This is a genomic window from Microbacterium sp. GbtcB4 (assembly GCF_019091465.1).
GTDB classification, from domain to species: domain Bacteria; phylum Actinomycetota; class Actinomycetes; order Actinomycetales; family Microbacteriaceae; genus Microbacterium; species Microbacterium paraoxydans.
Genome location: NZ_JAGXJJ010000010.1, coordinates 8,005 through 28,312 on the forward strand (window position 1 = coordinate 8,005; position 20,308 = coordinate 28,312).

General features: G+C 70.2%; 16 protein-coding genes. 3 read left to right on the forward strand and 13 right to left on the reverse strand.

Annotation, left to right across the window (positions count from 1 at the left end; translation table 11 throughout):
* From neuC to KVS71_RS15325, 5 genes are all read right to left on the reverse strand, one after another.
* Positions 1–1,007 (reverse strand): UDP-N-acetylglucosamine 2-epimerase (gene neuC / locus KVS71_RS15305; RefSeq protein ID WP_217584954.1); only part of this gene is annotated, 1,007 nt, incomplete at its 3' end.
* Complete coding sequence (locus KVS71_RS15310; protein WP_217584955.1) at positions 1,004–2,161, reverse strand: LegC family aminotransferase; 1,158 nt, start codon at positions 2,159–2,161, stop codon at positions 1,004–1,006. The genes neuC and KVS71_RS15310, both read right to left, overlap by 4 nt.
* Positions 2,158–3,153 (reverse strand): GDP-mannose 4,6-dehydratase, encoded by a 996-nt coding sequence (locus tag KVS71_RS15315; protein WP_217584956.1) that lies wholly within the window; start codon positions 3,151–3,153, stop codon positions 2,158–2,160. The genes KVS71_RS15310 and KVS71_RS15315 overlap by 4 nt, the downstream gene beginning before the upstream one ends.
* A gap of 28 nt (positions 3,154–3,181) precedes the next feature.
* A complete protein-coding gene (locus KVS71_RS15320; protein ID WP_217584957.1) occupies positions 3,182–6,538 on the reverse strand; it encodes a hypothetical protein in 3,357 nt (1,118 codons plus the stop codon).
* A gap of 101 nt (positions 6,539–6,639) precedes the next feature.
* Positions 6,640–7,713, reverse strand: a complete 1,074-nt coding sequence (locus KVS71_RS15325; RefSeq protein ID WP_060922791.1) for a glycosyltransferase — start codon at positions 7,711–7,713, stop codon at positions 6,640–6,642.
* 122 nt (positions 7,714–7,835) lie between these two features.
* Between KVS71_RS15325 and KVS71_RS15330 the strand changes: the two genes are divergently transcribed.
* A complete protein-coding gene (locus tag KVS71_RS15330) occupies positions 7,836–9,599 on the forward strand; it encodes a DUF4012 domain-containing protein (protein WP_217584958.1) in 1,764 nt (587 codons plus the stop codon).
* Between the two features lie 142 nt (positions 9,600–9,741).
* Positions 9,742–10,308, forward strand: coding sequence for a hypothetical protein (locus tag KVS71_RS15335; protein WP_060922789.1), 567 nt, complete (start codon positions 9,742–9,744; stop codon positions 10,306–10,308).
* A 176-nt stretch (positions 10,309–10,484) separates the two neighbouring features.
* Here KVS71_RS15335 and KVS71_RS15340 read toward each other — a convergent pair whose 3' ends face one another.
* From KVS71_RS15340 to KVS71_RS15365, 6 genes are all read right to left on the reverse strand, one after another.
* The gene (locus KVS71_RS15340; protein ID WP_217584959.1) at positions 10,485–11,939 is read right to left on the reverse strand and encodes an LCP family protein; all 1,455 of its coding nucleotides are present in this window, start codon (positions 11,937–11,939) and stop codon (positions 10,485–10,487) included.
* Positions 11,936–12,403 (reverse strand): 5-(carboxyamino)imidazole ribonucleotide mutase, encoded by a 468-nt coding sequence (gene purE / locus KVS71_RS15345; protein ID WP_217584992.1) that lies wholly within the window; start codon positions 12,401–12,403, stop codon positions 11,936–11,938. Before purE ends, KVS71_RS15340 begins: the two co-directional genes overlap by 4 nt.
* A gap of 125 nt (positions 12,404–12,528) precedes the next feature.
* A complete protein-coding gene (locus tag KVS71_RS15350; protein WP_060922787.1) occupies positions 12,529–13,653 on the reverse strand; it encodes a 5-(carboxyamino)imidazole ribonucleotide synthase in 1,125 nt (374 codons plus the stop codon).
* A gap of 95 nt (positions 13,654–13,748) precedes the next feature.
* On the reverse strand, positions 13,749–14,261 hold the full coding sequence (locus KVS71_RS15355; protein WP_217584993.1) for a PH domain-containing protein: 513 nt from the start codon (positions 14,259–14,261) through the stop codon (positions 13,749–13,751).
* A 94-nt stretch (positions 14,262–14,355) separates the two neighbouring features.
* Positions 14,356–15,126: a biotin--[acetyl-CoA-carboxylase] ligase gene (locus KVS71_RS15360; protein ID WP_060922785.1), complete on the reverse strand. Its 771-nt coding sequence runs from the start codon at positions 15,124–15,126 to the stop codon at positions 14,356–14,358.
* The gene (locus KVS71_RS15365; protein WP_060922784.1) at positions 15,123–16,406 is read right to left on the reverse strand and encodes a CDP-glycerol glycerophosphotransferase family protein; all 1,284 of its coding nucleotides are present in this window, start codon (positions 16,404–16,406) and stop codon (positions 15,123–15,125) included. Before KVS71_RS15365 ends, KVS71_RS15360 begins: the two co-directional genes overlap by 4 nt.
* A gap of 147 nt (positions 16,407–16,553) precedes the next feature.
* Between KVS71_RS15365 and KVS71_RS15370 the strand changes: the two genes are divergently transcribed.
* On the forward strand, positions 16,554–17,579 hold the full coding sequence (locus KVS71_RS15370; protein WP_254635835.1) for a glycosyltransferase: 1,026 nt from the start codon (positions 16,554–16,556) through the stop codon (positions 17,577–17,579).
* A gap of 10 nt (positions 17,580–17,589) precedes the next feature.
* Here KVS71_RS15370 and KVS71_RS15375 read toward each other — a convergent pair whose 3' ends face one another.
* On the reverse strand, positions 17,590–19,026 hold the full coding sequence (locus tag KVS71_RS15375) for a CDP-glycerol glycerophosphotransferase family protein (RefSeq protein WP_060922783.1): 1,437 nt from the start codon (positions 19,024–19,026) through the stop codon (positions 17,590–17,592).
* Positions 19,023–20,276: a CDP-glycerol glycerophosphotransferase family protein gene (locus tag KVS71_RS15380; protein WP_217584960.1), complete on the reverse strand. Its 1,254-nt coding sequence runs from the start codon at positions 20,274–20,276 to the stop codon at positions 19,023–19,025. The genes KVS71_RS15375 and KVS71_RS15380 overlap by 4 nt, the downstream gene beginning before the upstream one ends.
* Positions 20,277–20,308: the final 32 nt, after the last annotated feature.

Genomic DNA, 20,308 nt, shown 5'->3' on the forward strand with positions numbered 1-20,308 from the left:
ATGGCGGCGGCGATCGCCGCGGCGGTGGGCTCTGGCACCTCCACGCTCGCGGCGATCGGTCGGCCCTTCTGGCGATCGCCGATCAGCACAGAGGGGGTCCCGAGGACCGGCGCCTCCAAGACGGTGCTGGAGGAGTTCCCCGCGACGACGGCAGCCGCCCTCATGGCGCTGAGATAGCCGCGCTGTCCGAACGATTCAACATAGTCGACGCGCTCGGGGTGTTCGGACACGAAGCGCGCGATCCGTTCCCGGACCGCATCCGTGCCGATGTCCGAGTTTGACCCCGTGATGACGATGTGGAGCTCGTCTACCGCGAGCAATCCGTCGAGGAGCTCCTCGACGAGGTGCTCGGCCGGTGCCACGTCCATGATCGCCGGATGGAAGGTGACGAGCGCCGTCGGCTCGGGCAGCCGGATGCCGAACCGTTCCTCGACGTCACGGCGCGGCATCGGCTCGAAGGTCTCCAGGATGTCGACGATCGGCGCGCCGAAGAAGAAGACCCGTCGCGGGTCCTCCCCCAGCTGGATGACCCGCGTGCGGTGCTCAGGCGTCGAGGTGAAGTGCAGGTACGACATCTTGGTGATCGAGTGGCGGAGTGCGTCGTCCATCGCCCCCTCGGTGAGCTCCCCGCCATGGATGTGCGCGACCGGAACCGAGAGGATCGTCGCGGCCGTCGCGACGGCGTAGGCCTCCAGACGATCCCCCAGCACCACGACCACGTCGGGGCCGATGTCCGCCAGCGCCCGCGCATACTCGGGCAGGGCGCGGCCGACGTCCGCGGCGGCAGCGAGAGCGCTATCGTCGCCCGACCAGATCGGAACCGCCGCGGCGACGGTGAACCCGTCCCGCTCGATCTCGGACACCGTCCTCCCGAAGGAGTCCGTGAGATGAGTGCCCGTGACGATGATCCGGAGGTCGAGCTGCGGGTCGTCATCGATCGCCCGGAGCAATCCGCGCAGCAGCCCGTAGTCCGCACGGGTGCCGGTGACGACGGCGATCGTCCTCATGCCGCTGCCAGCGTCGGCGAACTCGGAATGCACACGACGGACGCGTGCAGGGCTTCAGCCACGGGCACCCGGGCGTGCGGCAGCTCACGATAGGGCGCTTGGGCGTGCAGCAGATTCCAGAACGGCCGGCACTGCAGGCCGGCGTCGTTGGTCGCCTCGAGGAACTCATCGCGGCGCGCGATGTCGCCGTCCACGCGAACCGCGCACAGCCAGTAGTTGCTCACGGTCCCCTCCGGCTCGTCGAGGAACTCGATGCCATCGACGTCGGCGAAGGCGGAGCGGTAGCGAGCCGCCAGCCGGCGTTTGTCGGCGAGGAAGCGAGGCAGGCGTTCGAGCTGCGCGACGCCGAGGGCGGCGTTGAGGTTGGGCATCCGGTAGTTGTACGCGACCTCGTCGTGCTCGAACTCCCAGCGGTGCGGCAGCTTCGCCGTCGTGGTGAGGTGGCGCGCCCTGTGGGCGAGCTCGTCGTCGTCGGTGAGGATCATCCCGCCGCCACCGGTCGTGAGGATCTTGTTCCCGTTGAAGCTGAGAATGCCCATCCGGCCGAACCTGCCTGTGTGGACGCCGTCGACCCGGCTGCCGAGCGACTCGGCGGCATCCTCGACCACGGGAACGCCGTACTCGGTCGCGAGCGCGACGAGCTCGACGATGCGCATCGGGTGGCCGAGCGTGTGCATCGGCACGATGGCGGCGATGCGTCGTCCGGTGACGGCGTTCACCAGGCCCTCGGACGTGGATCGCGCGGAGCGGAGCACGTCCGAGACGGCATCGACAGACAACCCAGCGGACATCTCATCGCTGTCGACGAAGTACGGCTGGGCGCCCGCATGCGAGACCGCGTTCGCGGTGGCCACGAAGGACAGGGTCGGGACGATCACGTCGTCGCCCGCGCCGACTCCGACCAGTTCGAGCGCGACCTGCAAGGCCGACGTTCCGTTGGACACCGCGATCGCGTGACGGGCACCGGTGAACTCGGCGATGCCCCGCTCGAACTCGGTCACGAAAGCGCCGACACTCGAGACGAAGGTCGAGTCGAGGCATTCCTGCACCCGCAGCTTCTCGACCTCGGTGATGTCGGGGACGTGCAGGCCGACGAAAGGCTCATCGCCCACCACGCGGCGGATCGTGCGGACGAAATCTGCGGGGGTGATCATACGACGTACGCGTCGGTGCGGTAGCGCGCCAGGTTGCCCGGGTCGGTGAACCACTCGGCGGTGGCGCGCAGGCCCTCGCGGAAGCCGTCCACACCCTCGTACCGGGGCGCCCACCCCAGGATCTCGCGCGCCTTCGCGTTGTCGGAGAAAAGCCGCTCCACCTCCGAGTTCGCCGGGCGCAGCCGCGCGGGATCCTCGGTGGCCACGGCATCGACGCCCATCACCTCGGCGATGAGATCGAACGTCTGCCCGATGGAGACCTCGAAGCCAACACCGAGGTTGATCACCTCTCCGACGCCGGCGGTGCTGGTCAGCGCCGTCGTGAATCCGGCGACCGTGTCCGGGACATAGGTGAAGTCGCGGGTCGGAGTGAGTGCCCCGAGCTGGACCTCCCGCTTGCCGGCGGCGAGCTGGCTGATGATCGTGGGGACCCCGGCGGGGCCGGCCTGCCGCGGCCCGAGGGTGTTGAACGGGCGGATCGTCACCGCGGGGAGCCCGAACGACGAGTGGTACGCGTTCACCATCTGGTCCGCCGCGATTTTGGATGCGGAGTAAGGCGACTGCCCCTGCAGCGGGTGCCCCTCATCCATCGGTACGTACCGGGCGGTGCCGTAGACCTCGCTGGTCGACGTGTGGATGAAGCGGCTCACGTCAGCGGCACGCGCTGCATTGAGCAGGTTGAGCGTGCCCTGGATGTTCGTCTGCACATACAGGTCAGGAGCCGCGTACGAGTAGGGGATGGCGATGAGCGCGGCGAGATGCAGGACCGCATCACGGTCACTGACCGCCGACATCATCAGCGCAGGATCACGGACATCACCAGGCAGGAACTCGATCTCTTTCGCGACCTCGTCCGCGATGCCATCGAGCCAACCGCGCGAGTCGAACGAGTTGTACAGCACCAGGGCTCGGACGTCGTGACCATCTCTGACGAGCTGCTCCGCGAGGTGCGATCCGATGAATCCGTCAGCTCCTGTGAGCAGTACCTTCATGCCGCCAGTCTATCGGACCTCCTCCTTCTCACCTGCTGAACGAAAGCGTGCCGTTGGCGAAGGTCTGCGTGCAGGTGGTCGCGGTGCAGATCTCCGGGCCGGTCGGCCAACCGAGGTCTCCGCGGATCCATCCCCGAGCGCTGTAGAGCTTCATCATCGCCGCGGAGGTCGCGAACGTACCGTGAGTCGAAGAATGGATCCATCCGCCCGTGAAGCCCTGAGCGAAGCCGTTCCCGTTGGGATCCGAGACGACCTGCAGATCGGTCGAGGCGTAACCGAGCGCACTCTTCGCACCACCCATGGACGTATAGAGGTTCTGGATCGCCGCGTTCTCGTTCGTGAGGAACACGTCATCCTTCGATCCCGTGAGGCGGATGGTGCCTCCGGTGAAAGCCTGCTGACAGATGTCCCCGCCGCACGTCTCTGCGCCGACCGGCCACCCGAGCGCGCCGCGGAGCCAGCCAGCGTCGCTGTAGGCGTCCATCACCGCCGTGGAGGATGTGAACGTTCCCGCCGCGGACGAGTGGATCCAGCCGCCCGTGAACTTCTGGGCGAAGCCGTTTCCGTTCTTGTCGGAGACGGTCTGGACCGCGGCGAGAGGGTGACCCATCGGTCCGCCGGCCCCGCCGGCGGCCTGATACACCTTCTGGATCGCCGCATTCTGATTGGTCAGGATCGCGACCGCAGGCGAGCCCGCCTCGTAGCGGATCGAGCCGCCCATGAACGGTTGCCCGCACGAGCCGTTCTCGCACTTCTCCGGACCGATCGGCCAGCCCAACGGACCCCGAAGCCAGCCGGCGGCGCTGTACGCCTTCATGACCGTCGCGGAGGACGAGTACGACCCGTGCGAGGACGAGTGGATCCAGCCACCGGCGAACTTTTGGGAGAGCCCGTTCCCGTTCTTGTCGGTCACGGTTGTCTCCGCGCCCGTCGGCCATCCGAGGGATCCCCGGATCCAGCCCGCGGCGCTGTACGCCGACATGACCGCCGAGGAGGAGGCGAACGATCCGGCTGCCGAGGAGTGCACCCAACCGCCGGCGAACTGCTGCGTGAGGCCGTTGCCATTGGGGTCGGTGACGGCCTTCTCTTCGGCGATCGGCCAGCCGAGGGAGCCGCGCACCCATCCAGCTGCACTGTAGCCCGACATGATGGACGACGAGGACGAGAAGGTCCCCTTCGCCGACGAGTGAATCCACCCCTTCGCGAACTTCTGGGCGTCACCGTTGCCCTGAGGATCCGTGACGTGTTGCACGAGGGCGGCAGGCGCGCCGATCCATCCCGCTGTACCGCCGATCGCGTCGTGCAGGGTCCGGATCGCTGCGGCCACCTTGGTGCCGTCCGAACCCGCACTCGGTACCGTCAGGGTGCCCTTCGCGAAGGCCTGCGTGCAGCCCAAGTCCGTGCACTTCTCCGCGCCGGTGGGCCAGCCCAGGCTCCCGCGGATCCATCCTGACGCCGAGTAGAGCGTCATGATCGGCGACGAGCTCGCGAAGGTCCCGTAAGCGCTCGAGTGGATCCATCCACCCGCGAACTGCTGGGCGAAGCCGTTTCCGTTCTTGTCCGTCACTGTCTGGACGGACTTCAGCGGGTAGCCGAGCGGTCCTGTCACACCACCGGACGCGTCGTATACCGCCTTGATCGCGGTGTTGGTGACACTCGCCGCGGGACCCGCCGAGCCGCCCTTCGTGTACTGGAGCGCACCGCGCTGGAACGGCTGCGTGCAGACGTCTCCCGCGCACTTCTCCGGCCCGGTGGGCCAACCGAATGCGCCACGGACCCAGCCCGCCTTGCTGTACGCCGTCATGATCGTCGTCGACGAGACGAAGGTGCCTGCTGCGGAGGAATGGATCCAGCCTCCGTCGAAGCGCTGCGCCTTTCCGTTGCCGTTCGGGTCCACCACGGTCTGCGTCGCCGCCGCGGCATATCCGAGGTCGCCGTCCGACCCGCCCTGCGCGGCGTAGACAACGCGGATGCTCGCGTCGTCGACGGACGGCACGACGTACGCGGCCTTCCCCGTGTCGTACCTGATCGTTCCCCCGGCGAAGGTCTGCAGGCACCGTCCGGACGCGCAGCTCTCCGCACCCGTCGGCCACCCGAGGGAGCCGCGCAGCCAGCCTGCGGCGCTGTACGCCTTCATCACGGTGGACGACGACGCGTACGTTCCTTTGTCGGAGGAGTGGATCCACCCCTTGTCGAACTGCTGGGAGATGCCGTTGCCGTTCGGATCCGTGATCGCCTTGGGGGTCACGGCCGGATACCCGAGCTTGCCACCGAGGCCGCCCTGCGCGGCATAGGCGGTGTAGACGTCGCCGTACACCGTCAGAGCTCCGAGCGCCCGGGTCCAGGTGATCAGCCCCTTCGCGTAGTTCCACGTGCACCGCGTCGTCGAGGCCGTGCACGAAGGCTTGGAGCCCGCCGCTCCCAGGACGCCCGCGGCGCCGCCGAGCTTCGTGTAGAGCTGGTTGATCGTGAACACGGGGTCCACGGCCTGCGTGGAACCGAACCAATCCGTGAAGTAGTTGTAGAAGTTCCGGTTGCCGTAGGACGAGCAGCTGTTGCCTGTGCCGTATCCGGCCTTCAACGCCGCAGAGTTCGGCTGGTAGGGCGTGTAGTAGTAGAGCGCCGAAGTCGCCTTGTTGGCGACACGGACGGGTGCCGAGCCGCACGACGAGTTCGGGTGCCAGAGGATGTTCCAGGTGCGCCCCGGCGCGTACCACTGGAACCACTTGCCCTCCATGTAGATCTGCATCTGGCGCGCGGCACCGTAGATCTGGTGGAAGAAGCCGATGTAGTTCGGGTCGCACGGCGCGGTGTCCGGGCAGCCCTGCCCGAGCGCGATCCGGTACCGCCAGGCGCTCGGCCAGGTGTGGGTCACGAGCCCCTGCTCCTTCTGGAGCATGACGATGAGCACCTGCGGGTTGATGTTGCAGGCCTGGGCCACGCGATAGATGATGCGCGCAGCGGACTCGTTCGCAGCACCGGAGTATCCGCTGCAGTACTGGTCCCCCGGACGGGTGACCGTGTTCATGCGGAAGTCCTTGAGACAGACGATCGGCTCGTTGTTCTCGTCCCGTCCGCCGAGGCAGCGGGAGACCTTGCTGTTGAAGAAGGTCTGGATCTGCGCTTCGGTCATCGTGCTCTTGTTGGTGAACACGGCGTCGCTGATGATGTTGCCCGGCGTGAACCCGACCAGAGTGGTCTTGACCAGCCCGGTCTGCGCGGGATCGGCGGCGGTACGCGCGACGGTCGGTGCGACGGAGGTCGCGGCGGAGGCGGCGGTGGCGGGGACCACCGTGCCGATCACCAGGGCGGAGGCAGCGAGGAAACAGGTGAGAAGGCGGGTGACCTTCGTGGTGTTTCGAGAGCGTGGGGCACGTCGAGACATGTGACCAGTGTGACGGAAGTTGCGGGATGATGCCACTGTTGCCACGGAAACGCGATCAGCTCCCGGCGTGTCGCGTGGATGCGAAGCTGGCGTTCAGGTGATCAGAGGTCTGCGTGCAGACTCCACACCCGCTCCGCGGCACTCGCCCAGGAGAAGGCCCGCGACCGGTCGGCGGCGAGCACGCGCAGGCGCTCCCTTCCGGCGCCCGCCGCGTCCTCGATCGCCTCCGGCAGCGCCTCCTCGGCGACCACCGCTCCCCCGTCGGCGAGGACGTCGTGATGACACCCGGACTCCACGGCCACGACGGGGACGCCCAGCGACATCGCTTCCACAGCGCGCCAGGGCCATCCGGTGACGGCGTCGGTGGATACGAAGACGCGAGCCCCGGCGACGACGGCGGCGCGGTCCGACACCTCGAGGGTCCCTCGGACGTGCGCACGGCGCTCGGGCAGTCCGGCGGCGGCGGCGATCTCGGCGATACGCGGTTCCGTGCCTTCCGCCGCTCCGATCACCACGGCGTCGAGACCGGCCGCGACCGCCCCGCGGAAACCGGCGGCCAGGGTGTCCTGCGGGCCGGACAGGACGAGGTACTCCGACGGCAGGCCGAGTGCGTCGCGTCGCGACGTGGCGTCCGCCGGGAGGACGAGACCCTGGGGTGGAGCCCCGGCGATGACGCGGATGCGGTCGCCGAGCTTCACGAGGCCGGACAGCCGCTGCGCCATCGAATGCGAGGGGACGACCACGGCATCCGCATGTTTCACGGCACGTCGGAGCATCCCGCGCTGCCAGGCGACGGCGCCCCTGGACAGTTGGGACGGCGCCTCCCAGGCCCGCAGATCCCACAGCGTGACGGTTGTCTGGTCGTTGTCGTGCACGCGGTCATGACGCACCAGCGGAGCGAGCAGCGTGGGTGCGTGGATGAGGCCGCCGCCGACGCCAGGGGCGATACCGAGCTGCCAGGACGCGGCGAGCTCACGGCGGCCGACCGCGAGGGTGCGCACCTCTCCGATGCCGCGCAGGTCGACGTCCGCCCCCGACGGCACGATCGCGTCGACCGTGCAGTTCGGTGGGGCCGTCTGGACGAGCCCGGCGGCGAGATCTCGCGACGCCGCCGCCTGATCGGGGTCGACGACGTGCACGAGCTGATCCAGAACAACACGCAGTCGAGCACCCATGCGATCAGGCTAACCGCGGGATGCCGACGACCCCGGGAGCGCATCACCTGTCCACACCGCTACTCAGCGTTCCCACAGCATCGGGAGCGCGGCGGGCAGCCTCGCCGTGCTTGAATGCCAGGGTGAGCGATGGTCGCCTTCCCGTCCGCCGCCGATGGGTCGGGTGGACCGTCGGCCTCGTCCTCGTGTTCCTCGTCCTCGCACTGGGCTGGGTCACGGTGCGCGGCATCGGCGCGGTCGACAACCTCCAGCAGATCTCGAAAGCGACCAGTCAGCTCAAGCAGTCCATCGCCGATGGCGATCTCGATGGGGCAGCCCCGGTCGCCGCCCGCATCTCCCGCAACGCGGAGTCGGCCCGATCGCTGACGGGAGACCCGATCTGGCAGGCGTTCGCTGTGCTGCCCTGGATCGGCCCGAACTTCCGCGCGGTGAGCGAGGTCGCCGAGATCGCCGACGACGTCTCCAGGGACGCCCTGGGTCCGCTGCTCGACGTCGCCGACGACGTCGACCTCACGAGCCTCGGCTTCGCGGGCGGGGCGATCGACCTCGCCCCCTTCGCGGCCGTCGAGAAGCCGCTCGGCACCGCGAGCGCGGCGTTGACCGTGGCGGAGGAGCGGGCCCGCCGCATCGACGCCGACGCCACCCTTCCGCCGCTCGCTGACGCGGTGCGGGAGATGCGCGGCGCCGTCACCCAGGCCGCCACGGCGGTCGGTGCGCTGCACGGCGCCTCCGTCCTGCTGCCGACCATGCTCGGCGGCGAGGGCCCCCGCACCTACGTCCTCGCGATGCAGAACAACGCAGAGCTGCGGTCATCGGGCGGCATCATCGGCTCGATCGCGCTCCTGCGCGCGGAGAACGGCAAGGTCACGCTGCAGCGGCAGGCGTCGACGCGCGACTTCCCCCCGCTGGACACGGCGCTGCCGGTCAGCGACAGCACCGTCGCGCTCTTCGAGGACCGCCCCGGCCGTTATCTGCAGAACATCACCAGCATCCCCGACTTCCGTGAAGCGGGGCAGACCATCGCCGCCCGGTGGGAGGGGCGCTACGGGGGGAAGGTCGACGGGGTGATCGCGGTGGACGCCGTGGTCGCCGCACACCTCATGCGAGCCACCGGGGATCTCTCCTTCGGACCCTTCACGGCGACTGCGGACACCGTGACCGATCTGCTCCTCTCGGAGATCTACGCGGCGATCCCCGATCCCGCGGCTCAGGACGCGATCTTCGCCCAGGCCGCCGGCGGGCTGTTCTCGGCCGCTCTGTCCCACGCGGAGCCGCAGGCCCTCGTCCGTGCTCTCGCCGACGCCGCCGGCGAAGGCCGCATCCGGATCTGGAGCGCGCACGAGTCGGAGGAGTCGCTCCTCGCCGCCAGCGCGCTCGGCGGCGCCATGCCGCAGGACGACGAGGACGCCGCGGTGGTCGGCGTCCTGATCAACGACGGGACCGGCGGGAAGATGGACTACTACACCCGCGCCTCGATCGCGACGGCGGTGGGGACCTGCGCGGGGGTGCCGACGACCCAGGTGCGCGTCACCTGGTCGAACACGGCCCCCGCCGACGCCGCCACTTCTCTGCCTCCGTACGTCACCGGCGACGGCATCTACGGCGTGCCGGCCGGCAGCGTGCGCACCCTGATCGCCGTCTACGGTCCGGACCGTGCCCTGCCGTCGCATATCGACCGGGACGGCAAGGAGGAGGGCGTGCAGACGACGACCATCGGCGATCGCTCCGTCGTGCAGCACGAGGTGCTCCTCGCCCCCGGCGCCTCCACCACGATCACCGTGGAGTTCCAGGGCGAGGGCGCCGGAGCGCGCCTCACCGAGGTGCAGCACACCCCGTTGATCGTCGCCCCGAAGCTGACCCGCGACACCCTGCAGTGCGGCTCGTGACAATCGCCGACGGATGAGGTACTGTCATCTCACTGGGGAATAACCGGGGTCCGTGAACCTGCCGTGGGGGCAGAGGACTCCGCGCAGTCGGACGCAGGGGTGTGTCCGGAGGCGATTCCGCGTGAAATTCTGGGGAGAAATCATGCTGAAGAAACTGGCTGCCATCAGCCTTACCGCTGGCGCGCTCATCTTGGCCGCGCCGACCGTCGCCTCTGCGGCACCGAGCGACTCCTACCCCTCGCCTCCAGGCGCGAAGGTGGGCGACGCGATCATCGACACCTGTGAGGTCTCGACCGTCGCCTTCGGCGCCGGGTACTTCGAGCCCTCGGAGACCGTCGGAGTGTCCGTCTCGGGGCAGAACGCCGGCGCCGCCGCCATCTCGGGCAACACCGCCGCATCCGACGGCAGCCTGAGGGTCACGTTCCGCCCGCCCTCCGACGGGCAGGGGGCCTACGCCCTCGACTTCGCCGGTTCCCGGGCCTACACCGCGACGGTGACGGTGTCTCACGGGAACGCCGCCGCTTCCAGCTGCGACCACGATCCCGGCACCGCCGCGCCCGCCGGGACCGAGCTCCCGCTCACCGGCGGCACGGAGCTCGCCCTCACCGGTGGATCGGTGTCGCCGTGGATCATCGGCGGCGGAGCAGTCGCTCTGGTCGCCGGTGGTGCGCTCGTCGCCGTCGGAGCCGCGCGTCGCAAGCGCGCCTGAGTCGCGCGCCGCATGCGCGCCTGAGCCAGGTCGCCGCCTTGCGCGGTGGCCGGCTGGACGACGGTGATCCCTCCCCCTCCGATCACCGTCGTCTGGCGAATCCGGTCATGCACCGGACGGCCCACGGGCGATGTTCCCGGGAGCATCGCCCGTGGGCTGCGTCGTTCCCCGCTGTCTCAGGGAGCCGGAACCGGGGTCTCCGTCGGCGGGTGCAGCTTCTGCTGCATGAGCTCGTGGATGAAGTCGTAGTTCGGGTCGAACTCGTCGACGCCGTTCTCGGGTGTCAGCTCGACGGTCTGGACCGGCTGCTCCTTGGCCTTCAGCATGAGGTCGAAGAACTCCGGCAGCTTGCCCTGCGGAAGATCGGTGCTGATGAGTGCCGTGCCCGCAGCGGCCACCTCGTTGAATCGGGTGAGGACGGTCTGCGGAGTGAACTGGGCGAGGATCGCCTCCTGCAGTTCGCGCTGCCGCTTCATGCGGTCCCAGTCGCTGGTCGTGTACCGCGAGCGGGCGTACCACTGAGCCGTGTCGCCGTCCATGTGATGCTGCCCGGGCTCGATCCAGCCGATCGCCCATTCGTTCACGTCCGTGCCGGACCAGCCCTCCGGCGGGCCGCCCTTGGGCAGGCGCTCCGTGACGGTGATGTCGACGCCGCCGAGGGCATCCACGAGGTCGGCGAAGCCGTGCATGTCGACGAAGACGTAGTACGGGATCTCGATGCCGAGCACGCCCTCCGCCGCATCCTTGGTCGCCTCGATACCCGGCGCCGAGCCCGTGGCCTCCGCGTCCGGATAGAGCCCGGTCCCCTTGTCCTCCCGGCATACCTCCGCGGCGTTGCGGACATGGTTCATCCACCCGTTCCAGCCGCAGGTGGACGACCCGTGGCCCTGGAAGCCCTCGGGATAGAGCTCTTGCATCGGGCTGCCGTCGCTGAACGGCGCATGCGGGAGCTCACGCGGGATTCCGGTGATGGTCACTGCTCCGGTCTCGGCGTTGACCGAGACGACGGAGATGCTGTCGAAACGCATCGAGTCGCGGCCGTCTCCGCTGTCCGCGCCGAGCAGCAGGATGTTGTAGTAGCCGTCGCTGGGCGGGAGGCTCGGGCCGCTCTGCCCGAAGATCGCCCCGACACTGCCGCGCACAGAGCCCACCGCGGTGGCCGCGTAGCCCATGACGCCTCCGACGAGCCCCAGCAGGACGAGCGCGACGACCGGCACGAGGAACCGCGACGGCGCGGGGACCCTGACCAGGCGGACGAGGCGGAGCGTGTCGAACGTGAGGACGATCCAGAGGACCACGACTCCCACGAGGAGCACCTGCACGAGTGTGAGCAGCGCCGCCGATACGAACCCGCCACCGATCGTGAGCCAGAGGAAGACGGGGCGGGCGAACAGCACGAGCCCGACGGCGACGAGGGCCAGGAACCACGTCGTCAGGGTGACGCCGAGCCCGAATCTCCCCAACCGTCGATTACCCGCCAGGACCTGCGCAGACCCCGGCAGCAGGAAGTTGAGACCGACGAGCCACCAGGCGCGTTTCGACATGAGCCCGGCATCGGCCGTATCCGGGTGTCGCAGCGGCCGCGTCTCGATGAGCGGACGTCGCGTCGCGCGCGGGGGCGCAAGGGTCACAGCGAGCCCTTCAGCCGATCGTTCTTCTCCTCGACCTGGGCCTCGAGGTCGGCGGCGTACGCCTCGACACGGTCGGCCAGCTCGTCGTCCGCGGCACCGAGGATCCGGGCCGCGAGCAGACCCGCGTTGCGTGCGCCGCCGATCGACACCGCCGCGACCGGGATACCCGCGGGCATCTGCACGATCGACAGCAGCGAGTCCATACCGTCCAGGTATGCGAGCGGCACCGGGACCCCGACGACGGGAAGTGCCGTCATCGACGCGAGCATGCCCGGAAGGTGGGCGGCACCACCGGCGCCCGCGATGATGACACGCAGGCCGCGAGCCCGGGCTTCCCGCGCATAGGACATGAGCTTGTCCGGCGTGCGGTGGGCCGAGACGACCTCGACCTCGTGCGGGATCCCGAAATCGGTGAGCGCCTGGGACGCGTCGCTCATGACGCGCCAGTCGGAGTCGGATCCCATGACGACGCCGACCAGAGGGACGGCGGAGGAGTGCAGTGGCTCGGTCACCAGATCAGGCTACGGTCTCGCGCTGGGAGAACACCCGAGCGGCACACGTCTTTTCTCGTGCGCCGCCGCGGGAATACTCAGACGAAAGCGGCCGCGGCGGCCCTGGCCACGTACACCGCGTCGTCGAGATCGTCCCCGGCGACGTTGACGTGGCCCACCTTACGACCGGGGCGCGGTGCCTTGCCGTACGTGTGGATCTTGGCGTCCGGGTGCGCGGCCATCGCCGCCTCGAAACGGTCCCCCAGCGTGCCCTCTGCGGGCCCTCCGAGGATGTTCACCATGACCGCCCAGGACGCACGAGGTCGAGTGTCCCCCAGCGGCAGGTCCGCCACGGCACGCAGGTGCTGCTCGAACTGCCCGGTGACGGCGCCGTCCTGGCTCCAGTGCCCGCTGTTGTGCGGACGCATCGCGAGCTCGTTCACGAGGATGCGCTCGTCGTCCGTCTCGAAGAGCTCGACCGCGAGCATCCCGGTCACGCCGAGACCCTCCGCGATGCGACGACCGATGTCCTCGGCGACCTCGGCGAGACGCTCGGTCGCCGCGGGCGCCGGGGCGATCACCTCGGCGCAGACGCCATCGCGTTGCACGGTCTCGACGACCGGATACGGGATCATCTCTCCTCCAGGTCGGCGCGCGACCTGCTGGGCGAGCTCACGGACGAAGGGGACGAGCTCCTCGGCGAGCAGGGCGTCGGAGCCCTCGAGCGCATCGAGCCAGTCCTGCGCCTCAGCACCGGACCGCACGACCCGCACGCCCTTGCCGTCGTACCCGCCCCGCGGCGTCTTGACCACCGCGGCACCGTCGTGCTCGTCGAGGAAGCGCTGCAGGTCATCGGCGGAACGGACCGGCGCCCACTCCGGCTGCGGCACGCCGAGCTCCGCCAAGCGGGCGCGCATGACGAGCTTGTCCTGGGCGAACTGGAGGGCATCCGGTCCGGGATGCACCGCGATCCCCTCGGCGACGAGGGCGCGGAGCACTTCCTGCGGCACATGCTCGTGGTCGAAGGTGAGGACGTCGACGTCGGCGGCGAAGGCGCGCACGGTGTCGAGGTCCCGGTAGTCGCCGACCGCTGTGGCGGCCAGGCCCGCGGCCATGCCCTCCTCCTCGGCGAGCACCCGCAGTTCGAGACCGAGCTCGACCGCCGGAGCGATCATCATCCGTGCCAGCTGTCCTCCGCCGATCACGCCCACACGCAGCGCCATGTGCCGCCTCCATTCGTCATGCCCATTCTTCCGCACGCTCACCGGTCCGGGGAACGGCGAAGCGAACGGGCCGCGAGGCGGCCGTGAGTTCGCGCTCAGGCGATCTCGTCGCCGCTCGCCTGCGCGTCGCGATGGGCGAGGATCTGCCCGACCTCGATCTGATCTGCGAGCGTCTCGTGCACGAGGGTGACGTTCGGGACGTTCACGAGACGGAGAGGTGCGTCCACGCCGTTCGAGAGCGTGATGGTCCCGCAGCCCCACATCCGCTGCAGCGGACCCCGGCGGACACCGATCGTATAGCCGCGGGCATGCGACATCTCGCGGCGGTTGCGCGCGCCCAAGCCCTGGGCTGCGATGACACGTCGGGTCGTGATCGTCGTCGTCCGCGAGTACCAGACGATGAAGGGGATCACGACGGCGACGAGGACGACGACTCCGGCGGCGGCGAGCAGCATCCAGTCCTCGAACCCGGCCGGAAGGTTGCCGTAGAAGTAGGCGGTGGCCCCGAAGGCGGCGATGAGCACGAGCGCCGACCAGAAGAGCCGGCGAGCGTGGCCGCGGAAGCGCGCGATGAGCAGCTCCTCGGCGGGAGTGCCGGGCGGCGGCATCAGCGGGCGTCCGCCGAGCGTCACGGGCTGGGTCACACCCCCATTGTGCCCGCGATCGCCGACAACACCGTCCGCGGGACGGCGTGTCCCCGCGTCACGCGGGCCGGACGTGCACGACGTCACCCGCGGAGACCGCGTGCACCGTCCCCTCCGCCGCGACGAGCAGACGCCCCTCGTCGTCGATGCCGACGGCCACGCCCTCGAGCAGGGACCCGGCGGGGAGCGAGACGCGCACGGCTTGTCCGACCGTCGCGCACCGCGCGGTCACCGCCGCATGCAGACCGCTCGCGGTCGCGTCGTCCGCCGCGGCGAGCGCGCGGAGGTGACCGTCGAGCGCCGACACGTAGGAACGGAGCAGCTCGTCCTCGTCGACGACGACCCCCTGTACCGCGAAGGAGGTGGCCGTGGGAACCGGAAGCTGGGTCGCGGTCATGGCGGTGTTGACGCCCGCCCCGACGATCACGGCCGTCGGCGTCGCCTCGGCGAGGATGCCGCAGATCTTCCGGCCGTCGACGAGGACGTCGTTCGGCCACTTGAGGACGACGGTGGCCTCAGGAAGCTGTGCGGCGACGGCCTCGGCCATGGCCGCCCCGGCGGCGAGCGGGATCCAGCCTCGCGCTGCCGGCTCGGCAGGCAGATCGCGGAGGAGGACGCTCACCGCGAGCGCCGAACCCGCCGGGGCGATCCACCGGCGATCCAGCCGCCCCCGTCCGGCCGTCTGGTGCCGGGTCAGGAGGACCGAGAGGTGCGGCCAGGCGTCGGCGTCGTCCGCGTTTCCCCGGAGGTCGGCGTTCGTCGAGCCGGTCGCGTCGACGACCTCGAGACGTGGTAGGAGCGCAGCGGAGCGCGGGAAGTCGCTGCTCATGCGTCCTCGTCGTCCGCCTCGTCGTCGTCATCGTCCGCATCACCGCGGACGGCACCGATCTCCCGGTCGCGCCACCGCTCCCACTCCCCCATGAGCCGGTCGACGGCGGCGTGGAACTTCTGCGTCGCCACGCCGGGGGTCGTGTCGCCGAAGTAGTGGCGCACCCACATCTGCAGTCGCGCGACGGCCGCTTCGTCCTCCCGTACGCGCTCGACCTCGGCGACGATGTCGTCCGCCGCCTCCGCGGACAGCCATTCGCAGTCGGAGAGGTAGCCGGTGGTGTCGACGGCGGCCTCTTCGTCGACCGGGCGCGTGATCATGAGCGGCTTTCCCGCCGCGAGGCGGTCGTACACCATGGCCGAGATGTCCACGACGGCGACGTCGGCGGCGGCGAGCTGCCAGCCGAGCTCGGGGCCGTCGTCGTACACGTGCTGCGCGGTCGGGTCGGCGGCGTTCGCGGCGGCGATGGCCGCGACGATGCGGCGATGCGCCGCCCCGTAGGCCTCGTCGACGACACCGCTGCGCGGGTGCGGGCGGTAGATGACCCGGTGCTCGCCCGTCGCGAGCAGTCGCGCCACCAGGCGCTCGCCGTGCGAGGCGATGGAGCCGTAATGCGCGCTGGGACGATCGCCTTCCCACGTCGGGGCGTAGAGGACGACGAGACGGTCGTCCGGCGTATACGGGAGCGAGCCGGAGTAGTGGTCCGCCTGGGGGCGTCCGATCTCGATGGTCCGGCTCTCCACGTCGTAGTCCCACAGCGTCCGCGACAGCCGATCCCTGGCCGCCTGACCGGCGACGAAGGCGTAGTCATAGGCCTTGTACTGATTCGTGGTCATGTACATCTTGTCGGACTCGCCGTGGTTGATGAACACATGCCAGCGACGGCCGTACCGGAACATCTGGAAGTTACGGGTGTTCTGATTCACGTAGAGGACCACCCGGATGTCCTGTGTGGCGAGGAATCGCTCGAGGTCGCGCACCTTCGGCACGAACGCGACGGGCGGGCCGTCCTCCTCCAGCAGCTTCTCCGCGCCGGTCGCCTGGCGCGCGAGGACCACCACGGGCCACCGCTCGGCGAGCGCGGCCAGCGGGCGGTACCACTGCCGCATCTGGTACATGTTGACCGCACCGTCGGCGAAGTACACGGCGACCCGGAAGTGATCTGCCGGGTACGGCGCCTGATCCGCCAGCCGGCGGCGGACACGCTGCACCGCGGAGCGCGAAGCGAGCGCCCGCCGCAGGAGACGGTATGCCTTCTTCGCGTCAGACAGTGCACCCATCCCTTCAGGATAGTTCGTCCGCTCGCGGCCCCCGCTGAGCCGCGACGACGGCGCTCTGCCTGGGAGAGCGGGGCAGGAGCGGCGTGACATGATCGACGTGTGCCAGCCAACGGATCCCCCGCCCCCGTCACCGGGGTGTCCTTCGTGATGCCGGTGCTCAACGAACGCGCCTACCTGGAGCACGCGGTCGCGTCGGTGCTCGCTCAGGAGGTCGGGGTTCCGGCCGAGCTCGTCCTCGCGCTGGGACCGTCGTCGGACGGCACCACGGCCCTCGCCCGCCGACTGGCCGCTGCCGACGACCGGATACGCCTCGTGGACAACCCCGCCGCGCACATCCCGGTCGGACTCAACGCCGCGATCCGGGCCAGCCGCTACCCCACCGTCATCCGGGTCGATGCGCACTCCGAGCTCGCCCCCGGCTACGCGGCCCGTGCCCTGCAGACGCTGCAGCGCACGGGGGCGGCCAACGTCGGCGGCGTGATGCACGCCGAGGGTCGGACTCCCTTCCAGAAGGCCGTCGCCCGGTTGTACAACTCCCCCGTCGGCCTGGGCGGCGGCGCGTATCACGGTGGCCGCGTCGAGGGCGAGGCGGAATCCGCCTACCTCGGCGTGATGCGGCGGGAGGTGCTCGATGAGGTCGGCTTGTTCGACGAGACGATCCGCCGCGGCGAGGACTGGGAGCTGAACCTGCGCATCCGTCAGGCCGGCCACCGGGTGTGGTTCGATCCCGAGCTGTCGGTGACCTACTGGCCGCGGGAGAGCTGGCTGCGACTGGCCAGACAGTTCCGCGCGACCGGTGCCTGGCGAGGGGAGCTGGTGCGCCGCTTCGGCCGCCGCAACAGTCTGCGCTACTTCGCCCCGCCGGTGCTCCTGCTGTTCGTCGTGCTCGCCGTCGTCCTCGGCATCCTGCAGCTCACCGGCGCGGTGTCCGGCACCGCCTCGCTCATCGCCTCTGGCCTGGTCTACGTCCCGCTCGCGCTCTACGTCCTGCTCGTGGTCGGCGTGGCTCTCTCGCCGGGCGGGGGTGGCCTGCGGCAACGCCTGTGGACGCTCCTCGTGCTGCCCACGATGCACCTCTCGTGGGGCCTCGGCTTCCTCGGCGGCGTGCTGCGCGGAGCCGGCGACACGGTGGACGCATCGCGGCTCGGCACGCGGAACACTCCCCTGCCCTGAACGCGGACGGCTACGGGGTGACGAATCCGAGGTCGAGGATCCGGTCGACCACCCGCTGCGCGGCCCGGCCGTCGTCGAGCGCGTTGAACTGCCGCTGCCACGCGGCATAGCGTTCCGCGTACCGTTCCCGGTGCCCCTGGTCGTCCAGCGCGGCCACGAGCTCGTCCTGCGTACGGACCAGCGGGCCCGGCGCGCGTTCCGCGAGATCGAAGTAGAACCCGCGGAGCTGACCGCGATAGTGGTCGAGGTCGGGCACGAGGAAGTACATCGGCTTGCCGGTCACCGAGAAGTCGAACATGACGGAGGAGTAGTCCGTGACGAGGGCGTCGGCGGCGAGCAGGAGCTGCGACGTCTCGGGGTATCCCGTCACGTCGATCACCCGCGCGCCGGCACGGTCCCTGCCCTCCCCCAGCGTGCGCGAGTGACCGCGCACGAGCACGACGGCGTTGGTCTGCCGCGCCAGGAGTTCCGGATCGACGAAGTCGACCATCTCCGCACGGTCGTCACGCCACGTCGGGGCGTAGAGCAGCACGCGTTCGTCGGCGCCGATGCCGAGCGCCGCGCGCACGGCGACCGGATCCCCGGTGCGCAGCGCATCGTTGCGGGGGTAGCCGTCGACCCAGATCGGCCGCCCGAAGAACGCGTAGGCCTTGCGGAGGATGCGCGCGGAGTAGGTGTTCTGCGCCAGCAGCACGTCCCACCGCCGGGACTCCTTGACCACCGCCGCCATCCGCCGGGGGTCGAACCCCGGGCGGTGCAGCGCCAGACGCTTGAGGGGCGTGCCGTGCCAGGTCTGCAGCACCTTCTGTCCGGGCTTGCGCGCGAAGCGACGGCGCAGCCAGTCGTTCACGATGAGCAGTCGAGCAGCACCGCGGGCGCGCCACCATTCCGGGCTGCCCTCGATGACCGCTATCGCGCCGTCCGGCACCTCGACCGAGAGATCGGCGACGCTCCAGTACCGGCGCACCTGCGGAGCACGCCGCGCCAGCTCCCGATCGATGGCGCGGGGGTTGCACCCGACGCTTCGGCCGTAGAAGCTCTCGAAGAACACGGCGTTCTCCGTCCCGCCGGTCTGCGCCACATAGCGCTCCTCGAGCGTCGAGCGCCCTTCTGCCGTGTCATACACGGGATCGACGGGTGCCGCGATGCGGACGACCGCACCATCGACGGCGATCCGCACTCCCGGGAGCACGACCGGCGCGAGACGCAGCTCCGACAGATCGGCGCCGCCGATGCGCAGCTCGTACTCGCCTGATGGCAGGGGCAGCTCCGGGCCACCCCACCGGGATGCGCGGAGCGCGAACGTCGCCTTCCAGGTCTTCCCCCCGCCGGTGACGCGGGCCTCCACCCGCGCCCGCGGTCCGGCGAGCTCGGCACTCTCCGGACGCTGCCCGGTCCCTGCGATGACCAGCGCCTGTGCCGTGTCATCGATGCGGGCCGTCGTCATGCTGCTCCCTTCGGCGCGGGGATCCCCCGCGCGCGGATCGTCCGGTATACCCGACGAGTGTTCTGACCATCACGGAACGCGTGCATCTCCGCGCTGAGCGTAGCGGAACGTCGGGCAGCCTCGTCGAACGCGGCGGGGTCGCCGAGAAGCGACGCCAGCCGGACGAGCGCCGCCTCCCATCCCGTCGCGACGCCTGAAGCGGCGACCTCCTCGAAGCGCCCGTAGAAGCCGCGGGTGCGGGCGTACTCCCTCACATCGGGTGCGAGGAAGACGACCGGCATGTCGAGGAGTCCCACGTCGTAGGCGAGCGAGGAGTAGTCGGTGATGAGGACGTCGACCGCGGCCAGCACCGGAGTGACGTCGCTGACGACCGTGCTGGGCAGCGCGCGCACTCGCGCCGTCGGCAGCGGCGGCGTGTAGCTGCCGTCACCGAGCGGATGCGAACGCACGAGGAGGACGGCGTCGTGCTCCTCCAGCACCCGGATGATCTGCATCCATTCCTCGGCCGTCGGCACGGAGGGGTCGGGGGCGCCGTCCCGCCACGTCGGCGCGTAGAGGACCAGTCGTCGGGCGTCGCCGATCGCGCCCACGGCCTCCACGAGCAGGGCCCGTGCATGCGCGCGGCGTTCCTGGGGCGTGCCGAGGGAGAGCACATCGACGCGCGGCTCGCCCGTGACCACGACCCGGTCGTCGCTCAGCCCGAACGCGGACTCGAGGCGCGCCCTAGCCCGGTGCGAGGCGGCGGGGAGCACGCGGATCCGCCGCGCGGCGCCGCGGTACAGCAGCCCGACGAGGCGCCGGAGGATCGGGGCGCCGGGGACGGCGGGCACCTGCGTTGTGGCCGGCGAGTCGAGGCCGATGCGCTTGAGCGGGATGCCGTGCCAGAGCTGCACGACGAAGGCGCCACCGCTGCCGTAGCGGTTCACGTCGCCGAGGCCGTGCGTCACGATCAGCACGCCGGCGCGCGCGGTCGCCCACCATCCGCGGAGCCCGCCCCGCGGGACGGTCCGCAGGCCGAGGGCCTCGGCGTCGGCCGCTTCGCGCGCCGATCCGGTCAGCCAGAGGGTGTCATGCCCCTCCCCTGCCGCATACTGCTGCAAAGCCAGAGCACCGTCGCCGACGCCGGCGCCGCATCCGAAGACCCAGCGCCGACCGCGCGGCACGACGAGGGTGCCGAGACGACCGAGGGCGTACAGCGGGATCCGGAGCAGCTTGGCCGCGTTGCCGGTGCCGAAAGAGAAGGACGCCACCCGGCGAGCCTATCGCGCGGGTGGCGTCCTTC

Bases quoted from the DNA above. Each gene is read 5' to 3' on its own strand.
- KVS71_RS15355 (WP_217584993.1), bottom strand. From the start codon at position 14,261: ATGCCGCCGCCCGGCACTCCCGCCGAGGAGCTGCTCATCGCGCGCTTC.
- KVS71_RS15335 (WP_060922789.1), top strand. From the start codon at position 9,742: ATGCTGAAGAAACTGGCTGCCATCAGCCTTACCGCTGGCGCGCTCATC.
- KVS71_RS15310 (WP_217584955.1), bottom strand. From the start codon at position 2,161: ATGATCACCCCCGCAGATTTCGTCCGCACGATCCGCCGCGTGGTGGGC.
- KVS71_RS15370 (WP_254635835.1), top strand. From the start codon at position 16,554: ATGCCGGTGCTCAACGAACGCGCCTACCTGGAGCACGCGGTCGCGTCG.
- purE (WP_217584992.1), bottom strand. From the start codon at position 12,403: ATGGGATCCGACTCCGACTGGCGCGTCATGAGCGACGCGTCCCAGGCG.
- KVS71_RS15315 (WP_217584956.1), bottom strand. From the start codon at position 3,153: ATGAAGGTACTGCTCACAGGAGCTGACGGATTCATCGGATCGCACCTC.
- KVS71_RS15375 (WP_060922783.1), bottom strand. From the start codon at position 19,026: ATGACGACGGCCCGCATCGATGACACGGCACAGGCGCTGGTCATCGCA.
- KVS71_RS15325 (WP_060922791.1), bottom strand. From the start codon at position 7,713: ATGGGTGCTCGACTGCGTGTTGTTCTGGATCAGCTCGTGCACGTCGTC.
- KVS71_RS15360 (WP_060922785.1), bottom strand. From the start codon at position 15,126: ATGAGCAGCGACTTCCCGCGCTCCGCTGCGCTCCTACCACGTCTCGAG.
- KVS71_RS15320 (WP_217584957.1), bottom strand. From the start codon at position 6,538: ATGTCTCGACGTGCCCCACGCTCTCGAAACACCACGAAGGTCACCCGC.
- KVS71_RS15350 (WP_060922787.1), bottom strand. From the start codon at position 13,653: ATGGCGCTGCGTGTGGGCGTGATCGGCGGAGGACAGCTGGCACGGATG.
- KVS71_RS15365 (WP_060922784.1), bottom strand. From the start codon at position 16,406: ATGGGTGCACTGTCTGACGCGAAGAAGGCATACCGTCTCCTGCGGCGG.